This window comes from Sphingobium sp. WR1 (genome assembly GCF_059693745.1).
In genome coordinates this window covers 1-11,887 of record NZ_JCATID010000002.1, presented here as the reverse complement: position 1 = coordinate 11,887, position 11,887 = coordinate 1, and the positions used below count along the sequence as shown (strand labels likewise).

The window sequence follows — 11,887 nt, the reverse complement described above, 5'->3', positions numbered from 1 at the left end:
CGGATGCAGGACGGAACATTCTTTCGTAAAAGGGGAATGTTCATGAAGTATCAAATCGCCTGTGCCGCCCTCGCGCTCCTTTCCAGTGCGCCGGCCTTCGCTCAGGATGAACCCTCCAGCCCCGTCACCGTAACCGGCAGCGTCGGCCTCGTGTCCGATTATCGCTTTCGCGGCGTGTCGCAGTCGGACAGGGCCATGGCCGTGCAGGGCGGTATCACCGCGACCCATGAAAGCGGCGCCTATGTCGGCACCTGGGCATCCAACCTGGCGGGATGGGGCACCTTCGGCGGTGCCGGCATCGAACTGGACCTGTTCGCCGGCTACGCCATTCCGCTCGGCGAAGGCACGACGCTGGACGTCGGCCTGACCTGGTACATGTATCCGTCGGGCGCGGACGAAACCGATTTCGCCGAACCCTATGTCAAGCTGTCGCACCAGTTCGGTCCCGTGAAGGGCCTGGTCGGGGTCGCCTATGCGCCCAAGCAGCAGGCGCTGGGTAAATGGTATAACAGCGCCGATACCTATGCGCTGGGCATCCCCGACGATCCGGGCGCCAAGGAAGATAATTTCTATGTCTGGAGCGATGTCAGCGGTTCGGTGCCCAATACCCCGGTCACGCTGAAGGCGCATCTGGGCTGGTCGAAGGGCAATAGCGGCCTTGGCCCCAACGGCACGTCGGTCGCGCCGACCGGCAAATATCTCGACTGGCTGGTGGGCGCCGACGTCGCCATTCCCGGCACGCCGCTGACGCTGGGCGTCGCCTATGTCGACACCGACATCGCCCGCGTCGAGGAAACTTACCTGCGTCCCAACTTCTCGGTCGCGGACGCCGACAATGCCGGCAAGTCGATCGCGCGCAGCCAGGTCGTCTTCTCGATCTCGGCCGCCTTCTGATCCTGCAAAAGCGCCGGCCCGTCCCCGATGGCGGGCCGGCGCTTTTCCCCGTCGTGACAAATTGTTGCTCCAGTCGCGATCGACCCTTTCGAGCGGGCCGCGCAGTTGACCCCCGTTCCGGCGGGGCCTATCTCCCGCCTATGACCTTGTCCGCGCTGACGCCTTCATGACCGCTCCGTCGATCATCCTCGTCGAAGACGATCCGCCGCTGCGCACCCTGACCGCCCGGGCGCTCCAGGAACATGGCTATCAGGTCCGCCCCGCTTCCTCGGGACCGGAAATGTGGGTGGCGTTCGACGCCGGCCCGGTCGACCTGGTCGTGCTCGACGTCATGCTGCCCGGCACCAATGGCATCGACCTCTGCCGCCAGATCCGGCGCAAGAGCGACGTCCCCATCATCTTCATCAGCGCCAAGGGCAGCGAGACGGACCGTATCGTCGGCCTTGAACTCGGCGCCGACGATTATCTTCCCAAGCCCTTCGGCACGCGCGAGCTGATCGCCCGTATTCGCGCCATCCTGCGCCGCGTCGGCGTGGAGCGCGGCCCGGACGAACATCGCGAGAGCGAGGCGCGATTCGACGGCTGGAGCGTCAACTTCCCCCGCCGCGAGCTGCGCTCGCCCACCGGCGCGATCGTCGACCTGACCGGGGCGGAATTCGACCTGCTCGGTTCCTTTCTCAGCCACCCGCAGCGCGTCATCGCGCGCGAACGGCTGATCGAACTGTCGCGCACCCGCATGGGCGACAGCAGCGACCGCAGCATCGACGTGCTGGTCAGCCGCCTGCGCCGCAAACTGTCGACGCAGGACAAGGGCGCGCCGATCACCACCGTGCGCGGGGTCGGCTATATGTTCAACGCAGAGGTCAGCCGCGCTTGAGGCGGCATGTCAGGGGATCGCTGGGGCTGCTCGGCCGGCTCTTCGCGATCCTGCTGCTGACAGTGACGCTGGAGTTCGCCGTCGGCACGCTGATCTACGAGCGGGCCAGCCATCTCTCGCTGCAGGATGACGAGGCGCGGCGGCTGGCCGAACATCTGGTCATCGCCCGCAAGCTTCTGGCCGAACAGCCGCGCGGGGAGCGGCCTGCGCTGGGCCTGCAACTTACCACCGACCGCTATGACGTCCACTGGTCGCAGGTCGCGCCGCCGCCGCCGCCGCTCTCGCCCGAACTGGAGCGGATGCGGCAGCAGATCGTGGCCTGGGAACCCAGCCTTGAAAAATCCCGCCTGTGGCTGCGCCTGAACCCGGCCCGCCATTCGGAAATCAACGGCGGGCTGCAATTGCATGACGGCAGCTGGCTCTATTTCGCGATGCATAATAGCGGCGGCAAATGGGCCTTCACCATCGGCCGCATGGGATTGGCGCTGATCCCGGTTGTGGCGCTGCTGGTGGCGGGGCTGCTGCTGATCCGCCGGACCCTGGCGCCGCTGCGCGACCTGACCCATGCGACCCACAAGATCGGCCGCGGATCGGAAGTGATCGTGCCCGAAGCCGGCACCAGCGATGTGCGTAATCTCATCACTGCCTTCAACGCGATGCAGGCGCGCATCCATCGCCTGATCGACGAGCGGACCGAGACGCTGGCGGCGGTCGGCCACGACCTGCGCACGCCGCTCGCCCGGCTGCAATTGCGGCTGGAGACGGTGAAGGACCCTGAAGTGCAACAAGCCATGGGTGGCGATCTGGAGGAAATGGGCGCGATGCTCGAATCGCTGCTCGCCTTCCTGGGCGGGGAAAAGGACCCCGAGCCGCCGGTCCGCACAGACATAGCGGTCAGCATCGCAACCGTGGTCGATGCCTTCCAGGATCATGACCAGGATGTGACCTATGAAGGGCCGGACCATCTGGAGATGGAGGTGCGCGGCCTGTCGCTGCGCCGCTCGGTGCGCAACCTGATCGAGAATGCGCTCCATTATGGCCATCGCGCCCGCGTCTCGCTGGAGCGCAAGGGCAGCGAGGTGCTGATCCGCGTCGACGATGACGGCCCCGGAATTCCGCGCGAGCGGCTGGAGGAAGTGTTACGGCCCTTCTCCCGCCTCGACGATGCGCGCCAGCGCAATACGCGCGGGCTGGGGCTGGGGCTTGCCATCGTGCAGAAGGCGGTGGCGGCGGAGGGCGGGGAGTTTTTGCTCGCCAACCGTCCCGAAGGCGGTCTGCGCGCCGAAATCTGCCTGCATTTGCCCAAGGCGGCGACGCGCGCCTAAAAGAGAAACTGTCCGGCCCCAAGCAAAACTCGTTTATCGCCCCGCCCGCACCCAAGCTATGCCGACTGCAATAAGCGCATGAGGCTGATATGATCGCAGACGGACCGGAAGACGACCGCGTTGTCGAGGGATATTGGGATTTGGACCAGCTTGTCGCGGATTTGAGCGTCGCGCGCAGCCGCTGGCGGCAGGCGCAGCAGCACCACGCCGAATATGGCGCGGAAGGTTTCCCCTCGCGCGCCAACCTGGCCAAGATCATGCAGTCGCTCTGCGGCGCGCTTTTCCCGCTGCGCCTCGGCCCCAGTTTCGTGCGCCTCCACAATGAAGACGCCTATGTCGCCGAGACGCTGCAAACGGTGCTGAGTCGCCTTTACGGGCAGATACGGCTCGAGCTGATCTATGCGCTGAAGGACGAGCCGGCGCAGGTGGTGGATCGCGAAGCCGCGCGCATCATCGGCGGTTTCGCCCAGAGCCTGCCCGGCCTGCGCGTGCTGCTCGACACCGATGTCGACGCCGCCTTCCTGGGCGATCCCGCCGCGCGCAGCGTGGATGAGGTGCTGATCTGCTATCCGTCCATGCTGGCGATCATCCATCACCGGCTGGCGCATCGGCTCTATGAGCTTGGGGCGCCGCTGGTGGCGCGAATCGTTTCGGAAATCGCACATGGCAAGACCGGGATCGACATCCACCCCGGCGCGACGATCGGCCAGTCCTTCTTCATCGATCATGGCACCGGTGTCGTCATCGGCGAAACCGCGATCGTCGGCGACCGGGTGCGGCTCTATCAGGGCGTGACCCTGGGCGCGCGCAGCTTCCCGGCGGACGAGAAGGGGCAGCTCGAAAAGGCGTTGCCGCGCCATCCCATTATCGAGGATGATGTGGTCGTCTATGCCGGGGCGACGATCCTGGGGCGCATCATCGTGGGTAGCCGGTCGGTGATCGGCGGCAATGTCTGGCTGACCGACAGCGTGCCGGCCGACTCCAACGTCCGCCAGGCCAAGGCGCAATATGAAGTGACCAGCCGCGTCGAAGTGTCCGCCCCTCACCGCGTCCATGCCCTGCTGGAAAGCACCGACGGGATCGGGGAGAATATCTAGGCTGGAGCGGACGGTAGTGGCTGATATATAGCCGGTTCCGGCTTCGACGCCCTTTGGTTTTGCGGGCAAAAGAAAAGGCCGGACCCTAGGGAAGGTCCGGCCCTGTTGAACCAGAAGAAGAAGTCGGATCAGACGTGGCAGGCCAGCGCGCTCTTGCCGGGTATGGAGATGGTGACGTCGTTGCCCGATCCCTTGACCTCATATCCGCCTTCGGCGGTGAAGGGCTGACCGGCTTCGGCGGCCTTCAGCGAGGTCGCGGCGCCGTTCTTCTCGGTGCGCAGCAGCGCCGTCTTGTCGTCGCTCATGAAGTCGACGAAGATCAGGCTGTTGTCCTTGCAGCGATACTGCTTGTTGGCCTTCACCGACGGCGGCAGTTCGACCGGCGCGGCGTTGGCGAGCTGGGCCGCCATCGGGTCGGCGGGGCCGCCCACGACTTCGGGTTCGTCACTCTTGTTGCAAGCCGACAGCAGCGCGACGCTGGCGAAGGCGATCAGGGGGAAATAGTGTTTCATAGCGATCCTTTTATGTGCATGTGCAACATGGTGCGTCAACGCAAAATGACGGGATAACCGCCATGCCCCCTGATATGACGTCATGACTGTTTGATGACAGGAACGGGTAAAGAAGGAAATGGGCGCAAATAGCTTATTGCCGCGTCCGGGCTTGACCGGGACCGTGGGCACGGCCAATGCAAGAGGCATGGCTGAGGATGTTTCCACCCCCGATCTTTCGACCCTGTCCTTCGAGGATGCGTTGCGCGCGCTCGAACAGATTGTGCGCCGGCTGGAAAGCGGGGACGTTCCGCTCGACGAATCGATCTCGCTCTACGCGCAGGGCGAGGAATTGCGCAAGCGTTGCGCCGACCGGCTCCAAGCGGCGGAGGCGCGGATCGCCAAGCTGACGGTCGACGCCAATGGCGCTGTTGCCGGCGCGCAGCCCTTCGGCGCGGACTGACGCGGCATGACCGGGGGAGGGGGCGCCTCCGCAACCGCCTTGGTGAAGATGCGCGCGGCCGGCGTCGTGATGGCGATCGACGCCGCCTTCGATCGGCTGCTGGCGGTGCCGGACGATCCGCGCCGCCGCCTCTACGAAGCGATGCGCCATGCCGCGATCGGCGGCGGCAAGCGGCTGCGCCCGCTGCTGGTGCAGGCGGCGTGCGACCTGTTCAACATTTCCCGAGATTCGGCGCTGCGCGTCGGTCTCGCGATCGAGTGCATCCATGTCTATTCGCTGATCCATGACGATCTGCCGGCGATGGACGATGACGATATGCGCCGGGGCAAGCCCACGGTGCACATGATATTCGACGAGGCGACGGCGATTCTGGCGGGCGACTGCCTGCACGATCTGGCCTTCGAAGTGCTGGCCGATGAGGAGACGCATCCCGATCCCTTCGTCCGGGTTGAGCTGGTCAAGGCGCTGGCCGTCGCGAGCGGTCCGGCCGGCATGGCGGGCGGGCAGATGATGGACCTGGAGGCGGAGAAGACCCGTTTCGATCTCGCTACCGTCACCCGGTTGCAGACTCTCAAGACCGGCGCGCTGATCGCCTTCTGCGTGGAGGCGGCCGCGATCATGGCGCGCCTGCCGCACGACGCGCGCACACGACTGCACGGCTATGCCCGCGACATCGGCCTGGCATTCCAGATTGCCGACGACCTGCTCGATGTGGAGGGCGACGCCAACCTTGCCGGCAAGGCGTTGGGCAAGGATGCGGCGGCGGGCAAGGAAACTTTCGTCTCGCTGCTGGGCGTGGAACCGGCGCGCGAACGGGCGCATATGCTGGTCGCGCAGGCCAAGGCGCATCTTCATGGTTTCGGTGCGGAGGCGGATCTGTTGCGCGCCATCGCCGACTATATTGTGGAAAGGGACCGTTAAGTTCATGGCGAAGCAACGTATCGGCGTCTATCCCGGCACCTTCGATCCTGTCACGCTGGGGCATATGGATATCATCCGGCGTGGCGCGAAGCTGGTCGACAAGCTCGTGATCGGCGTCACCACCAACATCGCCAAGTCGCCCATGTTCTCCGACGAGGAACGGCTGGAGATGGTCCGGCGCGAATGCGCCGGGATCGATACGGAGATCGTCGTCACCGGTTTCAATTCGCTGTTGATGGACTTCGCCGAATCGCAGGGCGCCAGCGTGATAATCCGTGGTCTGCGCGCCGTTGCCGACTTCGAATATGAATATCAGATGGCGGGCATGAACCAGCAGATCAACGGCCGGGTCGAAACCGTCTTCCTGATGGCGGACGTGTCGTTGCAGCCGATCGCGTCGCGGCTGGTCAAGGAAATCGCCCTCTATGGCGGGCCGATCCATAAGTTCGTCAGCCCCGCCGTGCGCGACGAAGTGGTCGCGCGGGTCGATGAGATCGGCCGCAAGGGCGCTTAATCCTTCGGTTTCAGCCTGCGTTCAGTTGCCAATCGCGATCAGCGCGCTATCAGGGCCATGCGACCCATCGGGCAAGTTTGTGTAAGGAAAGCCTCATTCATGCGTTTTACTAGCGCGCTCAAGACCGTGGCGATCGGCCTCGCCCTCACCGCGTCCGGCGTGGCCTTCGCCCAGGGCGGCGGTGGCGGCGGCAATGCCGAGGAGATGAAGAAGGCGGAAGCCGCCGTGCGCGCGCAGGAGAATGCCAAATCGCTCGGCGCCGACCCCACGCTCAAGCTGCCTCCCGCCACCGTGCCCGCCGATCCGCAGAATATCTGGGATCTCGACCTGTCGAGCGGCGGCCGCGTGCGCATCCAGCTGCGCCCCGACATCGCGCCCAACCATGTCGAGCGGATCAAGGAACTGACGCGCCAGGGCTTTTACAACGGCCTGAAATTCCACCGCGTCATCCCCGGCTTCATGGCGCAGGGCGGCGATCCCAAGGGCGACGGCACCGGCGGTTCGCAGCTTCCCGACCTGAAGGCCGAGTTCAACCCGATGCCGCATCTGCGCGGCACGCTGTCGATGGCCCGCGCCCAGAGCGAGGACAGTGCCAACAGCCAGTTCTTCATCGTGCTGCTGCCGCGTATGCAGCTCGACAAGAAATATACCGTGCTGGGCCGCGTGATCGAAGGGATGCAATATGTCGACGCGATCCATGAGGGCGAGCCGCCAGCCGACCCGACCGTGATCCTCCAGGCGTCGATCGAAAGCGACGGCAAGCCGCCGGTGACGGCCGCGCCATCGCCGCCGCCCTCGATCATCGAGACCCCGAGCGCTCCGGCCCCCACCAAGCCAGCGCCGAAGAAATAAGCCGGATCGTCCGGCTGGAACCTGTCCCGCTCAGTTGGCTTGTTCCTCCCGCCGTTCGCTTCGAGCGAAGTCGAGAAGCGGTCCGCGCGATCGTCCGTCGGCTGCGTTTGAAACGAATGTCTGTATAGACAAGGCATAGTCCCGCCATGCGCGTAGACCTGTTCGATTTCGACCTGCCGCCGGAGAATATTGCGCTCCGCCCTGCTTCGCCGCGCGACAGTGCGCGTCTGCTGCTGGTGCCGGGCGAGGATGACATGCAGGATCATGTCGTGCGCGACCTGCCGTCCCTGCTGCGCGCGGGCGACGTGCTGGTGTTCAACGATACGAAGGTCATTCCCGCCCAGCTTGAAGGAATGCGGGGCGAGGCAAGGATCGGCGCGACCCTGCACAAGCGGCAGGGGCTGCGTCAGTGGCAGGCCTTCCTGCGCAACGCCAAGCGGGTGCGGACAGGCGACCGGATCGATTTCGGCGCGGGCGTCGCGGCCATTGCCGGCGCCCGCGACGAGGATGGCGGCGTGACGCTGGACTTCGAGGGCGACGAGCCGGTGGAGCTGCTGCTGGAGCGGGCCGGGCGGATGCCCCTGCCGCCCTATATCGCCAGCAAGCGCCCGACCGACGAGCGCGATCGCAGCGATTACCAGACCATGTTCGCGCGCGAGGATGGCGCCGTCGCCGCGCCCACCGCCGCGCTGCACTTCACGCCCGAATTGATGGCCGCGATCGCCGAGGCGGGCGTCAAGACCGAGACGCTGACGCTGCATGTCGGCGCGGGCACCTTCCTGCCGGTCAAGGCCGATGACACCGACGATCACCGGATGCACGCCGAATGGGGCCGCATCGACGCCGCGACTGCTGATCGCCTGAACGCTGCGCGCGCGACGGGCGGCCGGCTGATCGCGGTCGGCACCACATCCCTGCGCCTGCTGGAAAGCGCGGCGGGTGAGGACGGCCTGCTTCGTCCCTTCGCGGACGAAACGCGCATCTTCATCACGCCCGGCTATCGCTTCAAGGCGGTCGACGGGCTGATGACCAACTTCCATCTGCCTAAATCGACCCTCTTCATGCTGGTCAGCGCGTTGATGGGGCGGGACCGGATGCAGGCGGTCTATACCCATGCGATCGAAACGGGCTATCGCTTCTATTCCTACGGGGACTCCAGCCTGTTGTTACCGCAGCGATAGACCGTCAGGGCAGGGGGCATCCACCCGGTCGCCATGGCTTTTCGGCGCGGAGGCGACCAACATCTCGACCGGCGCGTCGCTGCGATTTGGGTGGTCGATGTCTTTTTGGTTCACAAGTGAAACCTTTTGCATCCCGCGCGTTGATTCCTCAGGCAAATGGAGGAAGAAATCGATGCAGATCGCATTTGGGACGGCCCGGCCGTCATTCACGAAGGGTTTCAGCCCGCTCTATCATGCTGGTGGGGCGAATCGCTGTCCGTCCTGCACGCGGCAGCAATGGATCGTCGGTCGGATGGTGGCGGAATGCGCTTTTTGCGGCACGGCGCTGCCGCTGGAACAGTTCAGCACTTACAGCGCCCGTCCGCGCATCGCCCGTTCCGGTTCGAGCGCCGATGAACTGCCTGAGGCGTTGCGCGCGGTCTGCTGACGCGATTGGTTTAGAGCATTTTCAAGTTAGATGGAAACATCTGACGACTCGGAAAATGCGGGAAACAAAGGAAAATTAGAGCATGATCCGATTCAATCTGATCGGATCATGCTCCAGTAACCCCACCGCATCCATGATGCAGGAGTCCCGGTCGTAAAGCCGACCGGGCCTCTTCCCTGCCGTCAGCCGCGATCAGCGATAGCGGTTGCCGCTATAACCGGTGCTGCTGCTGGCATAGCCTTCGCTGGTCCAGCCGCCACGATCCTGATCGCGGTCGCCGAACAGGGCATTCTGCTCGCGTTCGGCGCGCCAGGCGTGCTGGGCTTCGTCGGCGGTCTTTTCCAGCGTCACCTTCGTCGCGTCGACCGACTTGATCCAGCTTGATGGGATGGAATGATGCACGCCTCCGGCATCCTGGTCGCTCTTGGTCAGGATGATGCGGTCGCCCCGCAGCTTGTCGACGGTGCCAACATGCTCGCCGTCGCTCCCCACCACTTCCTGATGTTCCTTGACTTGGCTGACCGCCTGACGCTGTTCGCCGCGACGGGTGCGCCAGCCGCTGAACTCGCTGTTGAAGCGGTCGCGATTCTCGCGCTGATATTCGGCATAGTCGCGGTCGAGTTCATCGATCCGCTGCTGGCGCCAGGCATGATAGTTGCTGTCGTGATGCGCCCCATAATCCTGCTGCGGGCCGAAGGCGCGATTGCGATAGCCATGATCCTCGCTGCCATAGCCGCTGCGTTCGCCGGTATAGGGGGCATAGCCGCGGCCCGGCAGATAGTCGCTGCGCGCGGCCGACGCATAGCCCAGCCGGCTCGACTGGTCGCGTGGATCGCCATAGGGGCGGTTATAATATTCATCATATTCGCGCCGGCGTTCGGCTTCCTCGTCGCCGAACCAGCTGCGGACCTCATCGCCGGCCCGGTCGAAGAAGCCGCGTTCCTCATAATCATAATCGGCCGGGGGGCGGCGCGGATCGGGGCCGCCGAACTGGCCGCGTGTGCCGTAGCGAGAGCCACGGTCGTCGCGCCAGTCGCGCCCGGCCCGATAACGGTCTCCGCGGTCCCAGCCGGTCGAATAGCGATCCTCGCCATAGCGGCGTCCGCCTTGATAACCCATCGTCCTTCTCCTTGGTTTGTCCATGGCGACGCATCGTCGGCATCGTCGGGGGATCAATGGTCGGGCAGGGGCATCGTTCCGGGCGTTACGCAGGGGTAATATCCGGCCCATCCACCACCTTGCCGTGCCGGAAACCCGCGGATTTCCACGGGCTTGATCGAGATCAGGGACAGGCGGAATTTTTTCCGCAAAAGACCGTTGCATGGGCCAAACTGCTCGCCTATAGGCAGCGCTCCTTTAGGGGCCTTAGCTCAGCTGGGAGAGCGCGTCGTTCGCAATGACGAGGTCAGGGGTTCGATCCCCCTAGGCTCCACCAATTTTCCCAAAACCTGCGGATTTCTGCCAATCGGCGGAAATCTGCGGCTTCTCTTGCCTCTTTGCTGCACCGATGTGTAACACAGGGCCATGGAAGAAATGCCAAAACCGCCATACGTCGTCGAACGTGCGGGTAGCCGAAATCTCTATTACCGCAGGCGCTTCCCTGATGACGTGGCCGCGCATCTGGGCCGGTCGGATTACAACAAGTCGTTGGGTGTGTCGGCGTGGAAAGAGGCCGGAGAGCCTGCGCGCCAGCATGAGCGTAAATATCATCTCGCGGTTCAGGCCGCTCAGCGCGAAATCCATGAGGCGCATGAGCGGATCAGCCAGTCGGTGGCGCGAGAGCAGGGGATAATCGTCCCTTCGCGCATTGCCGCGCCAGTTCGGCCGACCGATCCCTCTTTTCCATTGCTGACCGATTTGGATGCAAGGCGACTGGCGCGGGACTATCTGCTGGCAGCACGGTCGGAAGTGGACGCGTCACCTCCCGACGAGGCTATGGATGGCCAGCGCCGCGAAGAATATGTGATGGAGGTTGAAGATCGCATCGCGATGTTTCGCGCTCCAGAAGACATCGGAACGATGCGCGTCGTGCAGTCAATCGAAGCCGACCTGCTGACCAAAGCCGGTATGCGCGCAGATTTCCATTCGTCGGAAGCGCGATTGCTTCGGGAGCTGGTTCGTCGCGCTGCCTTGCAGATTGCCCGGATGGAGCGTCGGCACTTGGACGGGGACTATTCCAAAGGGCTTGATGACGTTGCCTTTTTAGAGCCTGTTCCAGCTCCTTCTGCCCCTGCGCTGATATCACCTTTGCGGCATGCACCTACGTTTGGCGGTGTGCAGCAAGCCTATCTGGACACCCTGTTCCGAAAAGAGCAGACGGAAAAGACTAAGGATCGGTATCGTGCGGAATTGAAGCACATCGTGGCATTCTTTGGGCCTGAGACGGCGCTCTCCACATTGACCAAGGCGGCGTGCGAAGAGTTTGCCCACGTGATCGGCAAACTTCCTCCAAACTTCGAGGATCAGATTAAATCAGGGATGAGTTTGCGCACGGTCGCGCAGAACCATGTCCCCGGCCGACCCACACTCTCCTATGCCACGCAGGAGAAATATCTGGGCCAACTCATGCGGTTCTGCGAATGGGCCAGCGGACATGATTATCTTCTCAAAAATTATGCAAGCGGCTTGATACCGAGCGGAAAGCGGCCGGACGGTTCAATGGCGAAAATGCCATTTGAGAAGGAGGAACTCCAACGCATCTTTCTGCGACCCATTTACACGGGCTGCCGCAACGATGAGCATGGTTTCAGCACGCCGGGGGATGCGATCATCGGTCGTGCCCCGGGTGATGGTGTAGTTCGACGGTAGCGAAGCTGACCGGACGCGCGCTCATCGATCAAGCGCA

13 protein-coding genes and 1 tRNA gene are annotated in these 11,887 nt (G+C 64.0%); 12 read left to right on the top strand and 2 right to left on the bottom strand.

All coding sequences use genetic code 11. The features are described from left to right. The first annotated feature begins 36 nt into the window (after positions 1-36). From AC58EF_RS02415 to epsC, 4 genes are all read left to right on the top strand, one after another. The gene (locus tag AC58EF_RS02415) at positions 37-894 is read left to right on the top strand and encodes a TorF family putative porin (protein WP_497274207.1); all 858 of its coding nucleotides are present in this window, start codon (positions 37-39) and stop codon (positions 892-894) included. A gap of 166 nt (positions 895-1,060) precedes the next feature. Further along, positions 1,061-1,771 carry a response regulator gene (locus AC58EF_RS02410; RefSeq protein ID WP_497274205.1) on the top strand — a complete coding sequence of 237 codons (711 nt, stop codon included), beginning with the start codon at positions 1,061-1,063 and terminating at the stop codon, positions 1,769-1,771. Continuing rightward, positions 1,768-3,096 (top strand): ATP-binding protein, encoded by a 1,329-nt coding sequence (locus AC58EF_RS02405; RefSeq protein WP_497274204.1) that lies wholly within the window; start codon positions 1,768-1,770, stop codon positions 3,094-3,096. The genes AC58EF_RS02410 and AC58EF_RS02405 overlap by 4 nt, the downstream gene beginning before the upstream one ends. A gap of 89 nt (positions 3,097-3,185) precedes the next feature. Further along, the gene (gene epsC, locus AC58EF_RS02400) at positions 3,186-4,193 is read left to right on the top strand and encodes a serine O-acetyltransferase EpsC (RefSeq protein ID WP_497274202.1); all 1,008 of its coding nucleotides are present in this window, start codon (positions 3,186-3,188) and stop codon (positions 4,191-4,193) included. 128 nt (positions 4,194-4,321) lie between these two features. Here the strand turns inward: epsC and AC58EF_RS02395 are convergent, their stop codons facing one another. Beyond that, positions 4,322-4,705 (bottom strand): hypothetical protein, encoded by a 384-nt coding sequence (locus tag AC58EF_RS02395; RefSeq protein WP_497274201.1) that lies wholly within the window; start codon positions 4,703-4,705, stop codon positions 4,322-4,324. Between the two features lie 187 nt (positions 4,706-4,892). Here AC58EF_RS02395 and AC58EF_RS02390 point away from each other — a divergent pair, with 187 nt between their 5' ends. The 6 genes from AC58EF_RS02390 (at position 4,893) to AC58EF_RS02365 (ending at position 9,042) form a co-directional block, all read left to right on the top strand. Continuing rightward, positions 4,893-5,147: an exodeoxyribonuclease VII small subunit gene (locus AC58EF_RS02390; RefSeq protein ID WP_497274943.1), complete on the top strand. Its 255-nt coding sequence runs from the start codon at positions 4,893-4,895 to the stop codon at positions 5,145-5,147. Positions 5,148-5,153: 6 nt separating this feature from the next. After that, positions 5,154-6,068 (top strand): polyprenyl synthetase family protein, encoded by a 915-nt coding sequence (locus tag AC58EF_RS02385; protein ID WP_497274200.1) that lies wholly within the window; start codon positions 5,154-5,156, stop codon positions 6,066-6,068. A 4-nt stretch (positions 6,069-6,072) separates the two neighbouring features. Beyond that, positions 6,073-6,582 (top strand): pantetheine-phosphate adenylyltransferase, encoded by a 510-nt coding sequence (coaD, locus tag AC58EF_RS02380; protein ID WP_497274198.1) that lies wholly within the window; start codon positions 6,073-6,075, stop codon positions 6,580-6,582. Positions 6,583-6,681: 99 nt separating this feature from the next. Then, the gene (locus AC58EF_RS02375; protein ID WP_497274197.1) at positions 6,682-7,434 is read left to right on the top strand and encodes a peptidylprolyl isomerase; all 753 of its coding nucleotides are present in this window, start codon (positions 6,682-6,684) and stop codon (positions 7,432-7,434) included. Between the two features lie 146 nt (positions 7,435-7,580). Beyond that, on the top strand, positions 7,581-8,615 hold the full coding sequence (gene queA, locus AC58EF_RS02370; RefSeq protein WP_497274195.1) for a tRNA preQ1(34) S-adenosylmethionine ribosyltransferase-isomerase QueA: 1,035 nt from the start codon (positions 7,581-7,583) through the stop codon (positions 8,613-8,615). A 172-nt stretch (positions 8,616-8,787) separates the two neighbouring features. Then, entirely contained in the window at positions 8,788-9,042 is a 255-nt protein-coding gene (locus tag AC58EF_RS02365) for a hypothetical protein (protein WP_497274194.1), read from the top strand. Between the two features lie 192 nt (positions 9,043-9,234). Here the strand turns inward: AC58EF_RS02365 and AC58EF_RS02360 are convergent, their stop codons facing one another. Then, positions 9,235-10,161 carry a DUF2171 domain-containing protein gene (locus tag AC58EF_RS02360; RefSeq protein ID WP_497274192.1) on the bottom strand — a complete coding sequence of 309 codons (927 nt, stop codon included), beginning with the start codon at positions 10,159-10,161 and terminating at the stop codon, positions 9,235-9,237. Positions 10,162-10,401: 240 nt separating this feature from the next. On the opposite strand from AC58EF_RS02360, the gene AC58EF_RS02355 reads away from it, so the two are divergent. After that, a tRNA-Ala gene (locus AC58EF_RS02355) sits at positions 10,402-10,477 on the top strand. Positions 10,478-10,566: 89 nt separating this feature from the next. After that, positions 10,567-11,850 (top strand): hypothetical protein, encoded by a 1,284-nt coding sequence (locus AC58EF_RS02350; protein WP_497274190.1) that lies wholly within the window; start codon positions 10,567-10,569, stop codon positions 11,848-11,850. Positions 11,851-11,887 lie beyond the last annotated feature (37 nt).